Annotated in this window: 19 protein-coding genes; 15 read left to right on the top strand and 4 right to left on the bottom strand. The window is 65.7% G+C overall.

Going from position 1 to position 20848, the window contains the following annotated elements; translation table 11 throughout:
• Window positions 1–2 precede the first annotated feature (2 nt).
• Both ACGLHR_RS05155 and ACGLHR_RS05150 read right to left on the bottom strand, forming a co-directional pair.
• The gene (locus ACGLHR_RS05155) at window positions 3–1172 is read right to left on the bottom strand and encodes a M48 family metallopeptidase (RefSeq protein WP_400092440.1); all 1170 of its coding nucleotides are present in this window, start codon (window positions 1170–1172) and stop codon (window positions 3–5) included.
• A gap of 60 nt (window positions 1173–1232) precedes the next feature.
• Window positions 1233–2330: a YjgN family protein gene (locus tag ACGLHR_RS05150; protein ID WP_400092437.1), complete on the bottom strand. Its 1098-nt coding sequence runs from the start codon at window positions 2328–2330 to the stop codon at window positions 1233–1235.
• Between the two features lie 1252 nt (window positions 2331–3582).
• Between ACGLHR_RS05150 and ACGLHR_RS05145 the strand changes: the two genes are divergently transcribed.
• From ACGLHR_RS05145 to ACGLHR_RS05080, 14 genes are all read left to right on the top strand, one after another.
• On the top strand, window positions 3583–3765 hold the full coding sequence (locus ACGLHR_RS05145) for a Flp family type IVb pilin (protein WP_400092434.1): 183 nt from the start codon (window positions 3583–3585) through the stop codon (window positions 3763–3765).
• A gap of 102 nt (window positions 3766–3867) precedes the next feature.
• Window positions 3868–4395: a prepilin peptidase gene (locus ACGLHR_RS05140; protein ID WP_267605781.1), complete on the top strand. Its 528-nt coding sequence runs from the start codon at window positions 3868–3870 to the stop codon at window positions 4393–4395.
• Between the two features lie 359 nt (window positions 4396–4754).
• Window positions 4755–5606 (top strand): Flp pilus assembly protein CpaB, encoded by an 852-nt coding sequence (cpaB, locus tag ACGLHR_RS05135; RefSeq protein WP_318236177.1) that lies wholly within the window; start codon window positions 4755–4757, stop codon window positions 5604–5606.
• Window positions 5607–5673: 67 nt separating this feature from the next.
• Window positions 5674–7569 (top strand): type II and III secretion system protein family protein, encoded by a 1896-nt coding sequence (locus tag ACGLHR_RS05130; protein ID WP_400092432.1) that lies wholly within the window; start codon window positions 5674–5676, stop codon window positions 7567–7569.
• 38 nt (window positions 7570–7607) lie between these two features.
• Window positions 7608–7931 carry a hypothetical protein gene (locus ACGLHR_RS05125; RefSeq protein ID WP_400092430.1) on the top strand — a complete coding sequence of 108 codons (324 nt, stop codon included), beginning with the start codon at window positions 7608–7610 and terminating at the stop codon, window positions 7929–7931.
• 35 nt (window positions 7932–7966) lie between these two features.
• The gene (locus ACGLHR_RS05120; RefSeq protein ID WP_400092428.1) at window positions 7967–9178 is read left to right on the top strand and encodes an AAA family ATPase; all 1212 of its coding nucleotides are present in this window, start codon (window positions 7967–7969) and stop codon (window positions 9176–9178) included.
• A 49-nt stretch (window positions 9179–9227) separates the two neighbouring features.
• A complete protein-coding gene (locus tag ACGLHR_RS05115; protein WP_318236173.1) occupies window positions 9228–10583 on the top strand; it encodes a CpaF family protein in 1356 nt (451 codons plus the stop codon).
• A 31-nt stretch (window positions 10584–10614) separates the two neighbouring features.
• Window positions 10615–11589, top strand: a complete 975-nt coding sequence (locus tag ACGLHR_RS05110) for a type II secretion system F family protein (RefSeq protein WP_400092425.1) — start codon at window positions 10615–10617, stop codon at window positions 11587–11589.
• A gap of 49 nt (window positions 11590–11638) precedes the next feature.
• Complete coding sequence (locus tag ACGLHR_RS05105) at window positions 11639–12592, top strand: type II secretion system F family protein (protein ID WP_267605773.1); 954 nt, start codon at window positions 11639–11641, stop codon at window positions 12590–12592.
• Between the two features lie 63 nt (window positions 12593–12655).
• Window positions 12656–13135 carry a TadE/TadG family type IV pilus assembly protein gene (locus tag ACGLHR_RS05100; RefSeq protein ID WP_267605772.1) on the top strand — a complete coding sequence of 160 codons (480 nt, stop codon included), beginning with the start codon at window positions 12656–12658 and terminating at the stop codon, window positions 13133–13135.
• Complete coding sequence (locus ACGLHR_RS05095) at window positions 13135–13770, top strand: TadE family protein (protein ID WP_400092422.1); 636 nt, start codon at window positions 13135–13137, stop codon at window positions 13768–13770. Before ACGLHR_RS05100 ends, ACGLHR_RS05095 begins: the two co-directional genes overlap by 1 nt.
• 24 nt (window positions 13771–13794) lie before the next feature.
• Complete coding sequence (locus ACGLHR_RS05090; RefSeq protein WP_400092420.1) at window positions 13795–15276, top strand: vWA domain-containing protein; 1482 nt, start codon at window positions 13795–13797, stop codon at window positions 15274–15276.
• Between the two features lie 134 nt (window positions 15277–15410).
• A complete protein-coding gene (locus ACGLHR_RS05085; RefSeq protein WP_400092419.1) occupies window positions 15411–16079 on the top strand; it encodes a methyltransferase family protein in 669 nt (222 codons plus the stop codon).
• Window positions 16080–16169: 90 nt separating this feature from the next.
• Window positions 16170–16958 carry a metallophosphoesterase gene (locus ACGLHR_RS05080; RefSeq protein WP_400092417.1) on the top strand — a complete coding sequence of 263 codons (789 nt, stop codon included), beginning with the start codon at window positions 16170–16172 and terminating at the stop codon, window positions 16956–16958.
• A gap of 141 nt (window positions 16959–17099) precedes the next feature.
• Here the strand turns inward: ACGLHR_RS05080 and groL are convergent, their stop codons facing one another.
• Together groL and groES are read right to left on the bottom strand one after the other, a co-directional pair.
• Complete coding sequence (gene groL, locus ACGLHR_RS05075; protein WP_318236167.1) at window positions 17100–18743, bottom strand: chaperonin GroEL; 1644 nt, start codon at window positions 18741–18743, stop codon at window positions 17100–17102.
• A gap of 41 nt (window positions 18744–18784) precedes the next feature.
• The gene (gene groES, locus ACGLHR_RS05070) at window positions 18785–19075 is read right to left on the bottom strand and encodes a co-chaperone GroES (protein WP_267605761.1); all 291 of its coding nucleotides are present in this window, start codon (window positions 19073–19075) and stop codon (window positions 18785–18787) included.
• Between the two features lie 596 nt (window positions 19076–19671).
• On the opposite strand from groES, the gene ACGLHR_RS05065 reads away from it, so the two are divergent.
• On the top strand, window positions 19672–20676 hold the full coding sequence (locus ACGLHR_RS05065) for a zinc-dependent alcohol dehydrogenase family protein (protein ID WP_400092415.1): 1005 nt from the start codon (window positions 19672–19674) through the stop codon (window positions 20674–20676).
• Window positions 20677–20848: the final 172 nt, after the last annotated feature.

Raw genomic sequence — 20848 nt, 5'->3', positions numbered from 1 at the left:
GCTCAGCGGCCAGCCGCCCGCAGCGCCTCGATGCGCTCGCGCGTGAGAGGATGGGTAGAGAAGAAGCTGTCGCCCTCGTCGTTATCCCCGTTGTTGCCGCCATCCTCCGCGGCCCGCCGGCTGCGGCGCTCCCGCTTGGTTTCGCGCTCGCCGGAGGCGACTGGCGCGCTGGCCTCGCTCCCGCCCTCGGCCTTGGCCGCCTGGACTTCCGCCTGCCGGGTGTGGGCGTCCTCCAGCGCCTGCAAGACGTCGGCAAACGCCGACACCGGCAAGTGGTTGCGCTGCATGACCTCCACCGCATACGCGTCCGCCGCGCGCTCATGGTCGCGCGAGTAGCGCAGCGTCAGGATCGCGGCGGGCACGCCCGCCAGCACCGTGGAATAGTCGCCAAAGAAATATGCCGCCAGCGCGCCCACCGCCGAGGCCTGGAGGATCTGCCGCAGCCCATGGCGCTCGGCCACGTGCCCGGCCTCGTGGGCGAGCACGCCCATGAGGCCCGGACCCACGCCGGTCAGCTTGACGAGCTCATCGGTCACCACGATGGTGCCACCCGGCAGCGCCAGCGCATTGGCCCCGAGCCGGCCGCCGTGGCGGAACAGGATCTTGTACTCGTGGCCCGGATCGGCCGGACGCACGAGCGCGGCGAAGTCGGCGCGAATCCGTTGCTGCTGCGCCTGCGGCAGGGCCGAAGGCATGAGCAGGCCATGATCGATGCTGGCGAGCGTGGCCTCGCCGAGCCGGGCTTCCAGCGCCGGCGGCACGCTGCGCGCCACCACGCCGGCGCCCCAGGGCAATCCGTAGAAATATCCCAGCAACAGCGCCGCGGCCAGGCCCAGCACGGACAGCAGCGCCAGCCGCCAGCTGTTCTGCGCACGCACCACCCAGCTTTCGCGGTGGCCGCTGGCGCCTAGCAGCGCGGCAAAGCCGGCGTGATCGGTGACCTCGCAGAAGGCGCCGTCGGCAAACGTCACCAGGCGCGGCGCACGCTTGACCCGCTCGGAGACGCGCAGCGCGGCCAGCGGCGCGCGGCGCAGCACCGTGCCATCGGCTTCGCGCAGCACCGCGTCGCGCCCTTCGATGGACAGCCTCACCCGATGGGCGCGCGACGAGCGGCCGTCGAAGTAAGTGGCGGCTACCGGGGCGGTGGCCGTGGCGTCGTGGAAATCCTGCATCAGGGCCTTGGAATCGAAGTGAGCAAAGTTGGCACAGCGATGGGGGTGGTCAGAGCGCGGTCACAACGCAATATCGATGTCGTACCAGTCCACAGCGGCGTCGCCCAGCGCGCCCACCTGCTGCGTCTCGCCAGCCACGAAGGCGTCCAGCGGCGCCGCAGCGAGCATGGTCATGCTCTCGATACGGTAGCGCATCGAACGCACCCGCGCGAACGGCAGGAACAGGCCCAGCGTCAGCGCGTTGGCGATCACGTTGGTGGCGAAGATAAAGAACAAGCGGCCCGCGCCAACCTCGCTGCGAAACGCGTGCGGCGCCAGCGTGGTGTGGTTCCACACCAGGTTCTGCAGCCGCGCCATGAAGAAGGGGCCGACGGCCATCATCGCCACAAAGAAGCCGATGACGGCCATGACCCCGGCCACGACCGGCGCGCCAATGCCAGACCCAAGGCCCGCGCCAACCGCGGCACCGATGCCCTTGCCCAGCATGCCGCCGGCGATGCTCATCCCCACCACGACCGCCACCATCATGCCGAACGCGCGCAGGTAGACGCCATAGAAGCCGCCCGCGCTCGCGCTGATGCCGAAGGGCGCGGTGCCGAAGCGGGTGTTGTCATGCTGGTATTGCTTGAAGCGCTGATGCGCCAGCGGCGCCAGCGCATAGAAGCTGAGCACCGTGAGCACGGGCCAGAGCAGGAACACCTTGTAGGCCTGGGCATCGCCCCCGGTGAAGGCAAAGCGCAGGCCGCGGTAGCTGGAGTTCGCCATGCGAAAGCGCAGGGAACGCACCAGCAGCAGCGGAAACACCACCGTCAGCGCCAGGCCCAGCGCCAATGCCAGGAACAGGGAGATATGGCTGGCAAGCTGGAACACCATCGCCAGGCCAAACACGATGGCGCGGCCCTTGAGGATGGCGGAGGCACGGCCGTGGTAATCGAAGCTCGCGCCGTCCAGCCGCGTGTTGCGGTAGAAGTACTGCATCGTGCGGACCTTGGCCCAGGCCGAGTAGATGCCCAGCGTGACAATGGTCAGCAAGGTATTGACGATCCAGATGCGGAAAAACTCGGAGCCCGAGCCGATGAACTCGAACCGCAGAGGACGCACCGTCGCGGCCGGCTGCTCGTATGCCGTCGCGTGGAACGCATTGTTGTCTAGCTGCATCCTGTTTTCTCCCCGTGAATTGTGCAAATTAGCGATGCGTCGGCTAACCGCGGTGCCCGCACGCCGCGTGACGATATCTCTTATCCCGGCATGGCGGCCAGCAATGTATCAGGAATGCAACCAAATCGATCGTATCCGCCGGGCAGTGCAGGAAGTTCCCACCTCATCCAACAAGGCGAGGAAGCGCCCGGGCCAATGTGAGCCAGCCAACATTCGTCCTCCTGTCCGGCTACATCTTTTGTCGCCGGAGTACGGTTCTGGCGCACTCCTCACCCTGTCGCGGCACCTGTCGCAATGTCCGCGTGCACTGGGGGGGATAACTCGTTCGTGCTGGGGAGTATCACCACTGCAACCATTCGCACGGTCGTGCGGCGACTGCTCCACCACCCGGATACGCGATCGCAAGACCGCTGGCGCCGGATCCGGGAGGGGCCCGCAAAGAGCCTCTTAGGTGCCCCTTTATGCACTTGGCGGCACAGACAGGCACGGAACGCATCACTCCTTGCGTTCCGAGCCATGTTGCGGCGCAAGCAAACAGCTGGCAAGCAGTAACAACAAGGAAACATCTTGTTACAAGAAACGCCGCGTGTAACAAGTGCCCAAAAAAACATCACGCATTAAATCAAAGACTTAGCACCTCTGGCACGTTCGTCGCTCTTATCCTCGTTACAAAGAGCAGAGCGACCGAAACACAAAAATGGGTCGCCAAGGATGCCGGAGCCAAGGGGTTTCAGAACCACTAGCACAGACATCACGACAACAGACTTGACGGGGGGTGAAGCGGCGGCCGTGACAGGGCTCGCTTCGCGGGGAGGTTGAGCGCCGGGCCAGCGCAATTTTGAGAATCCATGGCCCACGCCGCACACGGTGATCATCAACGCGCCGGTGCAGCGATCACAAAGCAGTCTTGTAGCACTTTCAGGCGCGGGACCGATTCCTGAGGGAGGAAAAGAATCGGCCCGCGGCACCTACCCAGGCGCCATAAGCCGCATCAGCGGCAACGCGCCAGGTGAGGGCCAGCCGGTTGGCAAGCCAGCCGGATGACCCCCTGGAAAATGGTGGAGCTGGGAGGCCCACCTTGTCGTGTTGCGCACCGGGGGGACAGCGATGTCTGCATCGCTGTAGCGCTAGCGTGCACCGCGTCATCGTGACATCCCCCATCTTGGCCATGGCTGGCGTCCCCAGCCGAATCTTGTGCCCGAACTTCAGCGGGCGCTTTTTCCCTTTAAACCATGACGTGAAGGAGAAGGACATGAACACCATGTTCGAAGGCATCAAGCGTTTTGCACGTGAAGAGGACGGGGCCGCCGGGATCGAATACGCACTGCTGCTTGCGTTCGTGGCGCTCTGCATGGTGACAGCCGGACCGCTGATCAAGACTGCCGTGACGACCATCTGGACCAACATCCAGACCGCTCTCACCGCCGCGGCCTGATGCGGCACGCACGGCCCTGCCAGCCTCTGCCGCTGGCAGGGCCGTAGCGAACACGCAAGAGCCAACACCCGTAACAAGAACGCCTGCCCACGGAGGCATGCCATGCGCGCACTCGACCTCACCGCCAACGGACTGCTGCTCGCCATGCTCGGCATTGCCGCGATCAGCGATCTGCGCAGCCACCGTATTCCGAACTGGCTGGTGCTGGCAGGCTTGCAGGCAGCATGGCTCGTGCAGGTCTTCGGCCACGGCATCAGCGCAGGCAGCTGGGCGTGGCTAACCGGGGCGGCGGCCGGCCTGGCACCGTTCCTCGTGCTCTACCTGATCGGCGCGCTGGGCGCCGGAGACGCCAAGCTGATGGCAAGCATCGGCGCCTTCGTGGGCGTGCAAGCCGCACTGCATATCGTGGTCGCCAGCTTCCTGCTTGGCGGCGTGATGGCGGTGACCATCATGCTGACACGCAAACACGCGCGCCAGACCCTGGCGAGCCTGTCCGCGCGGCTGCTGTGGCTGCCGTTTGGCTGGCGCGCCACTGCGACGGGCAACGACCAGATGGAAACAACCGCACGCCTGCCCTACGCCGTCGCGATGGCAGGCGGCGTCCTGCTGGTCATGGCAGGCACGCTCTGAAGTACGCAGCGCTACGCGACGGACATCGGTACAAAGCCCCGCCAGTGGGCTGAAAAAAGGGAGAGAACCATCATGCGCGAGCACCTGGGCACAGCCCCACCCACATCCGCACCGTCGCACCAGCGCCGGCGCGACAACACCGGCATCTGCCGCCACTGGCTTGCACACCGGCGAACGCGTGCCGCGCTGCTGCGCGGCAGCCGGAGCGCGCACGGCCAGGGACGCCGCATCTCCGCCTGCAACTGAACGCCGCCACGCGGCACCGATGACATGGAGTTTGGCGTGACGGCCAAGGGACGCGCTCGCGCATCGCCAGGCGGCGCGCCGACGCCGGGATTCAAACTGGGGAGGACCATCAAATGAGAAATGTACGCGCAATCGTGATGCTGCTGGTGGCGGCCCTGGCCGGCCTGGCAGCCGTTGTCCTGGCCTCGCGCTGGATGATGCAGCAAAGCTCGGGCAGCGTGACCAAGGTGGTGGTGGCCGCGACCGACATCAACCTGGGGCAGCGGCTCGCGCCTGAATTCGTCAAGGCCGTCGACTGGCCGCGCGACAGCCTGCCGCCGGGCGCGCTGACCGACCAGAAACTGATCGACGGACGGGTGACCAAGTCCAGCGTCATGCGCGGCGAGCCCATCCTGGAATCCAAGCTCACGCCCATTGGCACCCGCGGCGGACTCTCCGCGGTGATTGCCGACGGCAAGCGTGCCATCACGGTGCGCGTAAACGACGTGGTGGGCGTGGCGGGTTTCGCGCTGCCGGGCAGCTTCGTCGACATCATCGTGAACACCCAGAAGGACACTACCAAGGGCGAGAACACCACGCAGAACGAACAGTCGATCTCGAAGATCGTGCTGGAGAAGATCCTGGTGCTGGCCATCGCGCAAGAGGTCAATCGCGACGAGACCAAACCCAAGGTGGTGAACGCCGTGACGCTCGAAGTCTCGCCCGAGGAAGCGGAAAAGCTCGACCTGGCGCGCAGCGTGGGCACGCTCTCGCTGGTGTTGCGCAACCAGATCGACCCGCATCCCGTGGACACCGCCGGCGCCACCAAGCGCAGCCTGCTCAACGAGCCGGTGCTCAAGGCCGCGGTGGCCGCGCCGGTGGTGGTCAAGGCCGTCCAGGTCGTGCATCGCCTCGCAGAAAAGAAGATCGCCACCAACTGCGTAGGCGTGATCAGCGGCATGCAGCAAAACCAAGAATGCTTCTAACGCACAGACGTTGACATTGCCAAATGCCGGCCCCAGCCGATGGGGTCAACAACCGGGGGGAATTCAAATGGACCGAGACCACCACCAGGAGGGCAGCCCGCGCGCCAGCGCGCCGCGCAGCGGCCCCACAAGGCGGAGCCTCACCGCGCTGGCCGTGCTGTCGTTGACCAGCGTCTGGCTGGCCAGCGAACAGGCGCAAGCCGCCGATGCCGCGGCTGCCGCGCAAACCGCGCCGGGCACCCAACAGGCGATGAAACTGGCCGCCGCCGGCCCGATCCAGCTCACCATCGGCGCGGCCAGCGTGCCGCCGCCGCCCCCCGACGCGGGCATCAGCCGCGGGCCGAACTGCACCAGCGCCGCGCGCGAGCCGCAGCAGGTGCAGGTGCCGGTTGGCAAGTCGCGGATGATCTCGCTGCCGGAAGCGGTGCGCACGCGCACGCTGGGCAACCCCAGCGTGGTGCAGGCCATGCTGGTGTCGCCGCAGACCCTCTACCTGCTCGGCCTGGATGTCGGAACGACAAACATGATCGTGCAGGGCAAGAGCGGCAGTTGCTCGGTCATCGACGTGACCGTCGGCGCCGACCCGGGCGGCTTGCAGTCGACCCTGCACGAACTGCTGCCCCAGGCCCGCCAGGTGCGCGTTGCCTCTGCCGCGGACAGCCTGGTGCTCAGCGGCAACGTGCCCGACTCCACCGTCGCGCAGATGGTCATCGACATCGCCAACGCCTTCGTCGTGCGGCAAACCCGCAGCCCGCTACAGGCGCCGCAGCAGCAGATCGGCGTCCCCGTGGCAAACCCGATGCTCGCCATGGCCGGCAACAGCATGGGCGGGCTGGGCATGCTCGGCGCGCCCGCCGGCGGCAACGGCGCGCAGCCGCTGCGCAGCCCGCGCATCATCAACATGATGACGGTGGACTCGCCGCAGCAGGTGATGCTGGAAGTCAAGGTGGCGGAAGTATCGAAGACGCTGATCGACCAGCTCGGCGCCTCGGCCAACCTGAACGGCGCCTTCGGCAGCTGGAGCTTTGGGCTGCTTGCCAACTTCCTCTCGGGCGGCGCCGGCGTGATCTCCGGGATGAAGTCCAACAACCTGCCCTTCAACTTCCACGTGGATGCGCAGAAAGGCGACAGCCTGGTCAAGGTGCTGGCCGAGCCCAACCTGATGGCCATCAGCGGCCAGGAAGCCAGCTTCCTCGCGGGCGGCAAAGTATTCATCCCGGTGCCGCAAGCCTCCAGCGCCGGCGGCACGACCATCACGCTGCAGGAGGAAACCTTCGGCGTCGGCCTGCGCTTCACGCCGACCGTGCTGGCCAACGGCCGGATCAACCTGAAGGTGGCGCCCGAGGTCTCCGAGCTCTCGCCGACCGGCGTAGCGCTCAGCGCGCCAAATCTCAGTGGCACCACCATCCTGCCGCTGATCACGACCCGCCGCGCCTCCACCACGCTGCAGGTGATGGATGGCCAGAGCTTTGCCATCGGCGGACTGATCAAGAGCAACGTCACGGGAAGCCTGAAGGCACTGCCGGGCGCGGGCGAGCTGCCCGTGCTGGGCAACCTGTTCCGCAGCACCAACTTCCAGCAGGACAAGAGCGAACTGCTGTTCGTGGTCACGCCCCGGCTGGTCAAGCCGCTGCCGGCCAACTATCCGATGCCCACGGACTCCTTCGGCGCGCCGACCCCGGGCGAGGTCTTCATCAACGGCAACATGGAAGGCCATCCCGCGGTCACCGCGCCGCCTGCCATGCCGCCGGCCCCCGTTGGCGCCCCTCCCGCACCCATGGCACCGGCACCGGCCGCGCCCACCACCAGCACCTCGCCCGCGAGCGGCGCGCGCGACACGGCCAGCGCTGGCGCGCTCATGCCGGCATCCACCGCCGGCGCCATGGCAGCGCAAACCACCGCCGACGCTACCTTGCCTGGCTCGCCCGCGGCGCCGGCGTCGAGCATGGACTCAACGCAATGAGCCCGATGCCAACGGAACGCAAAGAACAGGGGAACATCATGAACTTCCACAACCTACCTGCCCGACTCTCCCGGCTTGCCGTCACTGCCGCGGCGGCATGCGCGGCGGCCGGCGTGGCCGGCTGCATGACCACCACGCCGGTGTACGACGCCCACTTCGGCGACGCCGTGCGCACCGTGCGTGCCATGCAGACGCTCAACCCTGACGCATCGGCAAACGCGGACCCAGTGACCGGGGTCGATGCGCGCAGCGCCACCTTTGCCCTGGACCGCTACAACTCATCGTACCGCAACCCGCCGAGCGACGGGAACGCCTACGCGGTCGGGGTGGGCAGCTCATCGTCCTTGGGCTCCACGCCCTGACCGCGAGGCCGATCCGCAAACTGGGAGATATCGAGATGGCAAAGCTAATTCTGGTCTCGGCCGACGAGACGCGGGCCCGGCAAATGTCCGCGATGGCCGGACAGGTCGCGACGCAGCGGCAGGTACAACTGGTCTGTACCGATCCGGAGCGGGCGCTCGGCATGGCCGGACTGATCCACCCATCCGATTTCCTGATCCTGCAGGCGGACGATTTCAGCCTCAACGTGCTGGAACGCCTGCGCCAGCGCTTTCCGGAGCCGGGGGACGTGCCCTGCATCCTGGTCACGCCCTCGCCAACCGCCGAGCTGCTGATGCGCGCCATGCGCATGGGCGTGCGCAGCGTGCTGCGCTGGCCGCTGGACCCCCGCGAGTTCAACGACGAGTTGGAACGCCTGGCGATCAAGCCGCACGGCAGCGCCGACGCCGAGGCCCGCACGCTAACCTTCACCTCCTGCAAAGGCGGCAGCGGCACCACCTTCGTCGCCGCCAACCTCGGCTATGCCATTGCCGCCACGCGCGGCAAGCGTGTCCTGCTGGTGGACCTGGTCCAGCAGTTCGGCGATGCCGCCTTTCTGGTCACGGACAAGGCGCCGCCGGCCACGCTCACGGACATCTGCCAGCAAGTCGACCGGCTGGACCTGGCCTTGCTCGACGCGTGCATCACGCATGCGCATCCCAACTTCGACGTCATCGCCGGAGCCGGCGACCCGGTGAAGGCGGGGGATATCAAGGCAGCCCATCTCGAGAGCATCCTCGACCTGGTGCGCCCGGCATACGACGTGATCATCTTTGACGTGGGCCAGGACATCAACCCTTCCTCGATCATGGTGCTTGACCACAGCGACAGGATCTATCCAGTGCTGCAGCTCACCCTGCCCTACCTGCGCGCCGGGCGGCATCTGATGGAGATCTTCCACTCGCTGGGCTATCCCACCGAGCGCCTGCACATGGTGATCAACCAGTTTGAGAAGAACGCGCCGGTGGACCTGCACACGCTTGAAGAGACGCTGGGCGCAAAGGTCGCGCACATGCTGCCGTCGGATCCCAAGCCGGCACGCGACGCCAGCAACCAGGGCGTACCGGTGCTGCAGCTGGCCGAGCGCAGCGCAATCTCGCGCGCGCTGGTGCAGATGGTCGAGAGCGTCTACCCCGGCGCGGCAAAGAAAGAGGACGGGTTGCTGCAAAAGCTGCTGGGACATCGCGGCAGCCAGTCCGGCACCGGCCTGCGCATCGAGAAGCATGCCTAGCCAGCCCTGATCAAACACATAGGCGCCAGGCGCGCAGCGGAGAACCGACATGTCATTGCGTGAACAACTCTACGAGAAGGCTGGCGAAACCATCACCGAGCGCATCGGCGCTGCCAGCAACACCGCGAACGCGGCCTACCAGCAGCTCAAGACGGAGATCCACGAAGCCATCATCGAACGCGTGGAACTGGAGAAACTGCAGCGCCTCTCGCCGGAGCAGGTACGGCGCGAGCTGGCGCTACTGGTCGAGCGCATCATCGACGAACGCAATATCCCCATCAACGAAACCGAGCGCAAGCGGCTGGTGTCGGACGTGCGCGACGAGATGCTCGGCTTCGGCCCGCTCGAACCCCTGCTGAGCGACCCGACCGTCTCGGACATCCTGGTCAATACGTACAAGCAGGTCTACGTGGAGCGCCGCGGCAAGCTGGAACTGACGGGGGTGACCTTCAACGACGATGCCCACCTGATGAAGATCATCGACAAGATCGTGTCGCGCGTAGGGCGGCGCATCGATGAATCGAGCCCGATGGTGGATGCGCGGCTGCCCGACGGCTCACGCGTGAATGCGATCATCCCGCCGTCGGCAGTGGACGGCCCGCTGCTGTCGATCCGGCGCTTCTCCGTCAATCCGCTGATGGTCAAGGACCTGGTGGAGCTGCAGACGCTCACGCCGCCGATGGCGCAGCTGATCGAGGCCATGGTCAAGGCCAAGCTGAACATCCTGATCTCGGGCGGCACCGGCAGCGGCAAGACCACGCTGCTCAATATCCTCTCGGGCTTTATCCCGCCGAGCGAACGCATCGTCACCATCGAGGACGCGGCGGAACTGCAGCTCCGGCAGGACCACGTGCTGCGCCTGGAGACGCGCCCGCCCAACATCGAGGACCGGGGCGAGATCACGCAACGCGCGCTGGTCAAGAACGCGCTGCGCATGCGCCCGGACCGCATCATCCTCGGCGAAGTGCGCGGCGCGGAAGCGCTCGACATGCTGCACGCGATGAACACCGGGCACGAAGGCTCGCTCGCCACCATCCACGCCAATACGCCGCGCGACGCGCTGACCCGGCTCGAGAACATGGTCAGCATGGCCGGCCTCGCGCTGCCGCCCAAGACGATGCGCCAGCAGATCACCTCGGCGATCACCGTGATCCTGCAGGTGTCGCGCCTGACCGACGGCCGGCGCAAGCTGATGAGCGTGCAGGAGATCACCGGCATGGAGAGCGATGTGGTCAACATGCAGGAAATCTTTACCTTCAAACGCACCGGCGTGGACGCGGAAGGCCGCGTCAAGGGGCACTTCTGCGCCACCGGCGTGCGGCCGCACTTTTGCGAACGGTTGCATTCGTTCGGCCTGAGCGTGCCGGACCGGCTGTTCGAGCCCTCGCTGCGCTTCGACGTATGACCCACCCGCACGCTGCGCAGGAGACCACGCCATGAACACGACCCTCGCTGGCTTCGGCCTTTCGCTCTTCATCGCCATCGTGCTGCTGATCGTGGTGGGCTACCAGTGGTGGCAGCGCAAGCACAGCGCCAGCGCGCGGCGCCTGGGACGGCGCCTGCGCGCAGTGGCGCAGACGGCCTGGCAAGGCGAGACCTCGTCCATCATCAAGGAGCGCCAGCTGAGCGGCTCAGCCTTCTTCGCGAACCTGCTGCGCAAGGCGCCGCGCGTCCAGGCGCTGGACCGCCTGCTGATGCAGTCCGGCCTCTACTGGAACGTGTCGACCTTTCTCGGCCTGACCTTGCTGCCGGCGGCGGCACTCTACGTGATCAGCCTGCTGCTGGACCTGGCTGCGTTGCCGGCCGCCGCCGCGGGCCTGTGCTGGCTGCCGGTGCCGCTGTGGTTCGTCAACCGACGCCGCAGCCGCCGCCTGCAACAGATCGAGGCGCAGCTGCCCGAAGGGGCCGACATGATGAGCCGCGCGCTGCGCGCCGGGCACTCCTTCTCCAGCGCGCTCGACATGGCCGGCGACGAATTGCCTGATCCGCTCGGCGCGGAGTTCCGCCTGGCTTTCGACGAAATCAACTACGGCGCCTCGATGCACGACGCGCTGAACAACCTGGCCACCCGCGCGCCGCTGCCCGACCTGCGCTACCTGGTGATCGCCGTGATGATCCAGCGCGAATCCGGCGGCAACCTGGCCGAGATCCTCGGCAACGTCAGCCACATCATCCGCGAACGCATGAAGCTGCTGGGCCAGGTGCGTGTGCTCTCGGCCGAGGGACGGCTCTCTGGCGTGATCCTGGCGCTGATGCCCTTCGGCGTGGCGGGCGCCATGTTTTTCCTGAACCCGGATTTCCTCACGCCGCTGGTGACGGATCCCAGCGGGCCGTGGATCGTCGGCTATGCCATCGCGCTGATGGTGCTTGGCCTGGTGTGGATGCGCAGGATAGTGCGTATCCATATCTAGGCAGGGACAAGTTCAACTTAGGAAAGGATGGGCGCCGCCCAGCACAATCATGAGACTCGAGCAAATCCTCCTCCTGGTCTTCACCTTCTTGCTGGCCTTCGGAGTCACACTGGCCGCCATGATGCTGCTGCGCAGCGATGCGCTGCAGCGGCGCATCACGCAGGTGACCCGGGCCGCTGCCCCCGACGATGCCACCCCGTCCGCGCTGCAGGCCGACTGGATGCGCAAGCTGGAACGGGTGTCCAAGCCGCTGGCCAAGCTGTCCCTGCCCAAGGACGGCTGGGACGGCTCCGCCCTGCGCACCCGCTTCATGAACGCCGGCTGGCGCAGCCCCTCCGCGGTGCCGGTCTACTTCGCCGCCAAGACCGCGCTGGCCCTGCTCTTCCCCTTGCTGCTGTTCGTGCTGACGGGCGGCGTGATCAGCGAGGACAGCCCACGCCTGCTGCCCGCCGCGCTGCTGGGCGTGGCGATCGCCGGCTTCTACCTGCCGGACCTGGTGCTGCGCAGGCGCATCCGTCAACGCAAGCTGGAGATTTTCGAGAACTTCCCAGATGCGCTCGACCTGATCACGGTGTGCGTGGAAGCCGGCCTGGCGCTCGACGCGGCCTTGCTCAAGGTGGTCGAGGAGTTGCGCGCCAACCGCAACGCGCTGGGCGAGGAGCTTGAGCTGCTGGTGCTGGAGCTGCGCGCCGGCCTGTCACGCGAGAAGGCGCTGCGCAACCTGGCGCTGCGCACGGGCGTGGAAGACGTCGACATGCTGGTCAGCATGCTGATCCAGGCGGACCGTTTCGGCACCAGCGTGTCGGACTCGCTGCGGGTGCACGCGGACACGCTGCGCGTCAAGCGCCGCCAGTACGCAGAGGAGTGCGCGGCAAAGATCGCGGTGAAACTGCTGTTCCCGCTGATCTTCTTCATCCTGCCGTCGTTGTTCGTGGTGCTGCTTGGCTCGCCGGCCATCCAGTTCTATCGCTCGCTGATGCCGTTCATGATGGGCACCAGCTAGCGGGCCGCGTATCTGGCACCGGTACTGGCACCGGTACCGTCGCAATCCACAAGGGGCTACGACATGCAAACCCTGGACACCAAGACTTCCCGGCGGCAACGCGGCGCCAGCGCGGTCGAGTTCGCGCTGGTGGCCCCCGTGTTCTTCCTGCTGCTGTTCTCGATCGCGGACTTCGGCATGATGATGTGGGCCAACCTGACCATGCAGCACGCCGTGCGCGAAGGCGCGCGCTACGCGGTCACCGGACAGGACAACCTCGATCCGCATACCAGTTCGCAGCAGCGCTACGTGGCCGTACTGACGAAGATCCACGACAGCTCGCTGGGGGTGTACGACATGTCGAACGCGACGGTCACCACCTGGGTCAACGGCACCAGCCAGGCCAGCGGCGGCAGCATGTTCGGCGCCGCCGGCGACCTTGTGGTGATCCAGGTCAATTGCTCCTGGCCCTTGCTCACGCCGATGGTCGCGGCCTTCTTCACGTCCACTGGCGGCAAGTACAACTTCAGCGTCGCCGCCACCATGCGCAACGAGGCCTTCTGATGAAACGCACCCGTCCACTGCGCCGCAGGCAGGCAGCGCGCGGCATCGCCGCGATCGAGTTCGGCATCCTGCTGCCCATCTTCATCTTCCTGACGCTGCCCGTGATCGATTTCGCGCGGGCCATCCAGGCCAACCTGATCCTGGTCAACCTGACCCGCGAAGGCGCCAACCTGGCCTCGCGCAGCGCGGCCTATACGCCGCAGGAGATCATGGTGGCGCTGGCGCAAACCACGCCGCCGCTGAAGATGAGCCAGCGCGGCATGATCTACATCACCAAGGTCATGGGCGACGCCGAGAACTGCGCCGGCGGCAACTGCACGGTGCGCAACATCGTGCTTGAACAGTACCGCTGGACGGGCGGCTGGTCGCTAAGCGGCTCCGTGCCGGGCAGCCTGGTGTGGAACTGCGGCAGCGGCAGCGGCTCATGGGCGAGCGACGGCAGTTGCGCCGGCCTGCCTTCCGGCGGCACCTCGTCGCCCACCGCGAACGCCATGACGGGCTTGCTGAGCGATGGCCAGATCGTCTACGTCGTCGAGTCTTACTACAACTTCGACATGTACTTCAAGGGCCTGACGATGGGCGTGCTGAAAATGCCGAACATCGGGCCCAACCTGTACTCGGTCACCTCGTTCTGAAACAAGGAACGCCAAGGAGCAGCCATGAAACTGCAACACGCTGATAAGCAACGGGGGCAGATCACCATCATCGCGGGCCTGCTGATGATCGGGCTGCTGGGCGTCGTCGGGCTGGCCGTGGATGCCGGCATGGCCTATGTGACCAAGGCCAAGCTGAATGCCGCCGTGGACTCCGCCGCGGTCGCCGCGGCCAAGGCGGTCACCAACGGCACCACACAGGCCGACCAGGCGGCAAATGCCCGCCAGGCCGCCAGCAGCTTCTTCTACGCCAACTATCCCACGGGCTACCTGCGCGCCACGCCCTCGCTGAATCCGGTGACAGTAAACTTCGATACGCCCACGCTGGGGGCGATCACCATCGGCGTCTCCGCCACGGCGACGATGCCGCTTTCGCTGATGAAGATCCTCGGCTTCAACAATATCGCCGTGGCCGCGACATCGCAGTCCATCCGCAAGGACCTTGACCTGATCTTCATCATTGATTCATCGGGTTCGATGGGTCCCGTATGGAGCACGGTCAGGGCGAACGCCAACAGCTTCCTCGAACAGTTCAGCCCCACGGAGGACCGCGTGGGCCTGGTGCATTTTTCAACCGGGGCTGTTTCGGATATCAACATCAACACGACGCAGCGCGGGTTCAACCGCACGGTCATGGAGAACACGATCACCAACCTCTCCAACGGCGGCAACACCAACTATGCGGAGGCGCTGTGGCAGGCCCGCTCGCAGCTCAACAGCATCGCGACCAGCAACCGGTCGAGCCTGCGCGTGGTGGTGCTTTTCTCAGACGGCGAGCCAAATACGCTGGCCGCCAGCTACCGCATGGACACCAGCACGAGCACCACCACCACCGTCACCACGACCACCTGCAACAGCAAGGGCAAGGCCTGCAAGAGCAGCAGCACGAGCAACACCACCAGCAGCACGGTCAACGGCATCACGTTCTGCGCGGGCAGCGCCACGACCAGCTCGCCCAGCTCCAGCGTTGGCGGCTTCTACCAGATCAACCAGCAAAACACCAAGATGACCGGCGCCTGCGCGAATCTCAGCTCGAGCTCGACGCAGACCAGCGGCAGCTCGGGGGACGGCAAGACGCCCGGCATCTTCACCTCCACCTCCACCACCACCACGGTCACGCCGACCCAGATGCCTGCGTACTACAACGCCCACAACGCGGCCGACCACGAGTTCCCGATCACGCCCACTTCGGTGCCCTACGTCGTCGGCTCCACCTTCAACGCCCAGAACATCTTCAACGCCTCGACCAACGTGCCGGTGGAGATGGCCACCTACCTGCGCAGCAACGGCGTGTACATCTTCACCCTGGGACTGGACGGCAACGGCGGCTTCAACGCCGACCTGCTCAAGAACCTGGCCAACACGCCGGATGCGCCTCTGTACAACAGCGCCCAGCCGTCCGGCGTCTATTGCTACGCCGCCAACATCAGCGGCCTCAAACCGTGTTTTTCCAAGCTGGCTTCGGAGATCCTGCGCATTTCCAAGTGAGCGGGACACGGGACACGGGCCACGGGCCACGGGCCACGGGTGGCGACGGTGCGGCAGGCAAACGGGTAAAGCGCAGGCTGGTATGAACGCGTTGCAATAACGATCCAGAAGTAGTGCCTTTTCAGGGGGAAATCATGTACGACAGCAACTCCGCTGAGTTCGCCGGGACGCCCCCGCCCATGGCACTGCGGCCCCGCGAGATCGCGGTTGAGATGGGCCTGCGCATCGCCACCGCCCTGCTCCTCGGCCTGTTCGCCTACGCGGCTATCACGCACTGGCTCGCCGAGCCGACGCGCATCACGCTGCTGCTGATCGTCGTGACGGAATGCCTGACGGTCGGGCTGTCACTGATCGTACGGGTGCCGGCGCGGCGCGACTGGAGCTTCGTCGCCGTCCTCTGCTCACTCGGGGGCACCTACTACTTCATGGCCATCCAGCTTGCGCCCGGCACGCGCATCGTGCCGGAGGCGATCGGCGCCGGGCTGCAGATCGCCGGGCTGGCCTGGCAGATCTTCGCCAAGGCCTCGCTGCGCTATTCGTTCGGCATCCTGCCGGCCAACCGCGGAATCGTGTCGGGTGGCGCCTACCGGCTCGTTCGTCATCCGATCTACCTGGGCTACCTCGCCACCGACATCGGCTTCCTGCTGGCCAACTTCGGGCTGCAGAACGTGCTGGTGTTCGCCGGGCAGTTTGTCCTGCAGGGGATCCGCATCGCCCGCGAGGAAGCGCTGCTGTCGGAGGATCCCGAGTACCGGGCCTATCGGAGCAAGGTTCACTACCGCGTTTTACCGGGCGTCTTCTGAGGGCCACGCCGGCCTTGACCGGGCCGGCGCTTTTCTGAAGAATCCATGCACGTGCGCGCCCGCGCAAGCGTACACCCGCATGGAGCCAGCATGAGAATCCGCATCCTCAGCGATCTGCACCTCGAACACGACGCACCGGAGTCAGTCCCCGCCTGCCCCGCCGACCTGGTGGTGCTGGCCGGCGATATCGCCAACGGCCGCGCCGGCGTCGACTGGGCCGCGCGCACCTTTTCGGGGCCGGTAGTCTATGTGCCGGGCAATCACGAGTACTACGAGGGCGCCTTCGAAACGGTCGACGCCGCCATGGCACAAGCCTCCCAGGCGGCGCCGCACGTGCGGGTGCTCAATGATGCCGTTGCCTATTTCGATGATCTTGCGGGCGAGCCGGTGCGCGTGATCGGCACCACCTGGTGGACTGACTACGCGTTGTTCGGCGCCGGCCGGCGCGAGGAGTCGATGCTGGCCTGCGCGGGCGTGATGGTCGACCACCGCCTGATCGAGGTGGCCGATGGCAACGGCCAGCACCGCCGCTTCACCGTGGCCGATGCCCTGGCGCGGCACCAGGCTGCCAGCGCCTGGCTCGCGGCGCAGCTCGCCACGCCCTTTGCCGGCAAGACGGTGGTGGTCACCCACCATGCGCCGGATCTGGGCAGCCTCGACCCGCGCTTCTCCCACGACCTGGTCTCCGCCGGCTTTATCTCGCGCCGCCCGGACCTGGTCGCGCAGGCCGACCTGTGGGTGCATGGCCATACGCATACGGGCTTCGACTACCGCCTCGACGATGCGCGCGTGGTGTGCAACCCGCGCGGCTATATCCGCCGCAAGACCGGCGAGCTGGAGAACCCGGCCTTCGACTGGTGCTATACGGTGGAGATCTGAGGCTTTCCGGCGACGGCGCGCAGCTCGCCCATATCGCCCCGCATACCGTCGCCCCACAAACAAAAACCCCCGCCGGCTCGCGCCAGCGGGGGTTTTTGCTACTACGGGTACAGCAGGCTGCCGTTTGGCGGGCCGGCAGATTTACATCATGCCGTCCATGCCGCCCATGCCGCCCATGCCGCCCGGCATTGCCGGAGCCGATTCATCCTTCGGCGTTTCAGCAACTGCGCAGTCGGTGGTCAGCATCAGCGAAGCGACCGAAGCAGCGTTCTGCAGCGCGGTGCGGGTCACCTTGGTCGGGTCCAGCACGCCCATTTCCACCAGGTCACCGTACTCGCCGGTGGCGGCGTTATAGCCGTAGTTGCCCTTGCCATCGATGACCTTGGCCACGACGACCGAAGCTTCTTCGCCAGCGTTCAGCACGATCTGGCGCAGCGGCTCTTCCATGGCGCGCAGCACGATCTTGATGCCCGCGTTCTGGTCAGCGTTGTCGCCGGTCAGGCCAGCGATGGCAGCGCGAGCGCGCAGCAGTGCCACACCGCCGCCGGGGACAATGCCTTCTTCCACGGCTGCACGGGTTGCGTGCAGTGCATCTTCCACGCGTGCCTTCTTTTCCTTCATTTCGACTTCGGTGGCGGCTCCAACCTTGATCACTGCAACGCCGCCGGCCAGCTTGGCCACGCGTTCTTGCAGCTTTTCACGGTCGTAGTCCGAGGTCGCTTCTTCGATCTGGGCACGGATCTGCTTCACGCGTGCTTCGATCGAGCCCGCGTCGCCGGCGCCGTCGATGATGATGGTGTTTTCCTTGCCGATTTCGATGCGCTTGGCTTGACCCAGTTCTTGCAGGGTTGCCTTTTCCAGCGTCAGGCCGATTTCTTCAGCGATCACTGCACCGCCGGTCAGGATGGCGATGTCTTCCAGCATGGCCTTGCGGCGGTCGCCGAAGCCCGGAGCCTTGACAGCAGCGGTCTTCAGGATGCCACGGATGTTGTTCACCACCAGGGTCGCCAGGGCTTCGCCCTCGACGTCTTCAGCGATGATCAGCAGCGGGCGGCCCGACTTGGCCACTTGTTCCAGCACCGGCAGCAGGTCGCGGATGTTCGAGATCTTCTTGTCGAACAGCAGGACGAACGGGTTTTCCAGGGCAACAACCTGCTTTTCCGGGTTGTTGATGAAGTACGGCGACAGGTAGCCGCGGTCGAACTGCATGCCTTCCACGACTTCCAGCTCGTCGGCCAGCGACTTGCCGTCTTCCACGGTGATCACGCCTTCCTTGCCGACCTTGTCCATCGCTTCAGCGATCAGCTTGCCGATCACTTCGTCGCTGTTGGCGGAGATCGAGCCAACCTGGGCGATTTCCTTGCTGGTGGTGGTGGTCTTGGTCAGCTTCTTCAGCTCTTCAACCGCGTTCACCACAGCCTTGTCGATGCCGCGCTTCAGGTCCATCGGGTTCATGCCGGCGGCAACGTACTTCATGCCTTCGCGCACGATCGACTGGGCCAGCACGGTTGCGGTGGTGGTACCGTCACCGGCGTTGTCGCTGGTCTTGGAAGCCACTTCCTTGACCATTTGCGCGCCCATGTTCTGCAGCTTGTCCTTCAGCTCGATTTCCTTGGCCACGGACACACCGTCCTTGGTCACGGTCGGGCCGCCGAAGCTGCGCTCCAGCACCACGTTGCGACCCTTCGGGCCCAGGGTAACCTTGACTGCGTTGGCGAGAATGTTCACGCCTTCGACCATCTTGGCACGGGCGGCGTCGCCGAATACTACGTCTTTAGCTGCCATGTTCTGAATCTCCTAAATCTGTACGAAAGGGGGTGCGTGGATTACTTGTTCACCACGGCCATGATGTCTTCTTCGCGCATGACCAGCAGTTCCAGGCCATCCACCTTCACGGCCTGGCCGGCATACTTGCCGAACAGCACGCGGTCACCCACCTTGACGTCGAGCGCAATCGAAGCACCCTTGTCATCCTTCTTGCCGGGGCCCACGGCGAGCACTTCACCTTGATCAGGCTTTTCGGCAGCGTTGTCGGGAATCACGATGCCGGAAGCGGTCTTGGTTTCATTGTCCAGACGCTTCACGATCACGCGGTCGTGCAAAGGACGCAGATTCATACGGACTCCTTGGTACAAAAAGTGATTTTAGGTTCACAAAAATTGACCGCCAGCACTGACGGCCAGCAGAATTAGTACGCTGGAAGAGGTCTGTTAGCACTCATGCCCAGCGAGTGCTAATTATAGGGACGGGGGGTGGCGTTTTCAAGTCGACGACTTGATACGTGTTTACCCTGGAATTGTGAAAATCGTTGTGGGGACTGGCCGCGCGGCAGAATCTTTATTCGCGGCCCAACGAATTCCGTCGAGATAAAAGTTACTTATAGACCACTCTTACAACACCTCCCGGGTCCCATACAAGTACCTGAACAAGCTGCGCACCAGGATCTTCCTGCCGGTGCCAGACGAGATCCGGACCGGGTTCGGCATCCCCGCGCCTGAGGGCGCGGCCGAGCAGGAAGCGGGGATCGAGCTGATCTGGAGCCTGCAGCATCTTCTACCTGGGCGTGCGCAAATGGAGAGAAACACTCCATTCAAAACTGCATGGCAAGAGTACAGAAGCGTTGATTTACGAACACGCCGGCATGGCCAAGAATGGCCACACCAACCCACCGCCACTCCATCGCCAATCCATCGCCAACTATCCGGAGCGCATCATGCCCCAAGCCACCATGCAGGCCCTCGTCGTCGAATCCGCGGGCGCGCCGTTCACGGCCGCCCGGCTTCCCAAGCCAGACGCCGGCCCCGGCCAGGTGCTGGTGCGCATCCTGGCCAGCGGCGTCAACCCGCTCGACACCAAGATCCGCGCCGGCCACGCGGAGCACGCCCGCCACCCATTTCCCGCCGTGCTGGGCCTGGACCTGGCCGGCGTGGTCGAAGCCGTGGGCGCGGGCGTAACGGCCTTCGCGCCCGGCGACGAGGTCTATGGCATGACAGGAGGCGTCGGCGGCCTGCAAGGCTCGCTCGCCCAGTACGCGGCGGTCGACGCCGAGCTGCTCGCGCACAAGCCCGCCGCGCTGTCGATGCGCGAAGCCGCCGCGTTGCCGCTGGTATTCATCACCGCGTGGGAAGGCCTGGTCGACCGGGCCCGCGTGCAGCCTGGCCAGAAGGTGCTGGTGCATGGCGGCGCGGGCGGCGTGGGGCATATCGCGGTACAGATCGCCCGCGCGCTCGGGGCGCAGGTCTACGCCACGGGCTCGGCCGCGCAGAAGGCAATCATCGAGGGCTACGGCGCCACCGCCATCGACCACGCCACGACATCGGTCGCGCAGTATGTCGACCAATACACGGCGGGCGCGGGCTTCGACGTGGTCTACGATACGGTGGGCGGCGCGGTGCTGGACAGCTCGTTCCTCGCCGCGCGCACCTATGGCGGCCATGTGGTGAGCTGCCTTGGCTGGGGCACGCATGCGCTGGCGCCGCTGTCGTTTCGTGCGGCCACGTACTCCGGCGTGTTCACGTTGATGCCCATGCTCACCGGCAAGGGCCGTGCGCACCACGGCGAGATCCTGCGCGAAGCAGCGCGGCTGGCCGACGCGGGCAAGCTCTCCGTGCGGCTCGACCCGCGGCACTTCCAGCTCGAAGACGCCATCGAGGCGCATCGCGCGATCGAGACCGGCACGGCCAAGGGCAAACTGGTGGTGGATGTTGCGAAGGACTAGACGCGGGGGTGTCTCTTTAGGGCGGGGTTTTGATGCTTCTGGCTGCTTGCGCGGCTGGGCGATTTTGATGGTTGATGGGCTGGACGTGTTTTGGTGCTTCTAGCTGCTGTCGCGGCTGTACGGGGTTGGCCGTTTTAGAACGTGTGAGATGTCACTTTTCTTTACTCGTAAA

The sequence above is a fragment of the Cupriavidus sp. CuC1 genome, assembly GCF_044627735.1.
Classification (GTDB): domain Bacteria; phylum Pseudomonadota; class Gammaproteobacteria; order Burkholderiales; family Burkholderiaceae; genus Cupriavidus; species Cupriavidus ulmosensis.
The sequence above is the reverse complement of the archived record's forward strand: the minus strand, read 5'-3'. Positions and strand labels throughout refer to the sequence as shown.

What these genes read in the sequence shown, in the direction of transcription:
- ACGLHR_RS05155 (WP_400092440.1), bottom strand. Translation starts at nt 1,172, where the DNA reads ATGCAGGATTTCCACGACGCCACGGCCACCGCCCCGGTAGCCGCCACT.
- ACGLHR_RS05150 (WP_400092437.1), bottom strand. Translation starts at nt 2,330, where the DNA reads ATGCAGCTAGACAACAATGCGTTCCACGCGACGGCATACGAGCAGCCG.
- ACGLHR_RS05145 (WP_400092434.1), top strand. Translation starts at nt 3,583, where the DNA reads ATGAACACCATGTTCGAAGGCATCAAGCGTTTTGCACGTGAAGAGGAC.
- ACGLHR_RS05140 (WP_267605781.1), top strand. Translation starts at nt 3,868, where the DNA reads ATGCGCGCACTCGACCTCACCGCCAACGGACTGCTGCTCGCCATGCTC.
- cpaB (WP_318236177.1), top strand. Translation starts at nt 4,755, where the DNA reads ATGAGAAATGTACGCGCAATCGTGATGCTGCTGGTGGCGGCCCTGGCC.
- ACGLHR_RS05130 (WP_400092432.1), top strand. Translation starts at nt 5,674, where the DNA reads ATGGACCGAGACCACCACCAGGAGGGCAGCCCGCGCGCCAGCGCGCCG.
- ACGLHR_RS05125 (WP_400092430.1), top strand. Translation starts at nt 7,608, where the DNA reads ATGAACTTCCACAACCTACCTGCCCGACTCTCCCGGCTTGCCGTCACT.
- ACGLHR_RS05120 (WP_400092428.1), top strand. Translation starts at nt 7,967, where the DNA reads ATGGCAAAGCTAATTCTGGTCTCGGCCGACGAGACGCGGGCCCGGCAA.
- ACGLHR_RS05115 (WP_318236173.1), top strand. Translation starts at nt 9,228, where the DNA reads ATGTCATTGCGTGAACAACTCTACGAGAAGGCTGGCGAAACCATCACC.
- ACGLHR_RS05110 (WP_400092425.1), top strand. Translation starts at nt 10,615, where the DNA reads ATGAACACGACCCTCGCTGGCTTCGGCCTTTCGCTCTTCATCGCCATC.
- ACGLHR_RS05105 (WP_267605773.1), top strand. Translation starts at nt 11,639, where the DNA reads ATGAGACTCGAGCAAATCCTCCTCCTGGTCTTCACCTTCTTGCTGGCC.
- ACGLHR_RS05100 (WP_267605772.1), top strand. Translation starts at nt 12,656, where the DNA reads ATGCAAACCCTGGACACCAAGACTTCCCGGCGGCAACGCGGCGCCAGC.
- ACGLHR_RS05095 (WP_400092422.1), top strand. Translation starts at nt 13,135, where the DNA reads ATGAAACGCACCCGTCCACTGCGCCGCAGGCAGGCAGCGCGCGGCATC.
- ACGLHR_RS05090 (WP_400092420.1), top strand. Translation starts at nt 13,795, where the DNA reads ATGAAACTGCAACACGCTGATAAGCAACGGGGGCAGATCACCATCATC.
- ACGLHR_RS05085 (WP_400092419.1), top strand. Translation starts at nt 15,411, where the DNA reads ATGTACGACAGCAACTCCGCTGAGTTCGCCGGGACGCCCCCGCCCATG.
- ACGLHR_RS05080 (WP_400092417.1), top strand. Translation starts at nt 16,170, where the DNA reads ATGAGAATCCGCATCCTCAGCGATCTGCACCTCGAACACGACGCACCG.
- groL (WP_318236167.1), bottom strand. Translation starts at nt 18,743, where the DNA reads ATGGCAGCTAAAGACGTAGTATTCGGCGACGCCGCCCGTGCCAAGATG.
- groES (WP_267605761.1), bottom strand. Translation starts at nt 19,075, where the DNA reads ATGAATCTGCGTCCTTTGCACGACCGCGTGATCGTGAAGCGTCTGGAC.
- ACGLHR_RS05065 (WP_400092415.1), top strand. Translation starts at nt 19,672, where the DNA reads ATGCCCCAAGCCACCATGCAGGCCCTCGTCGTCGAATCCGCGGGCGCG.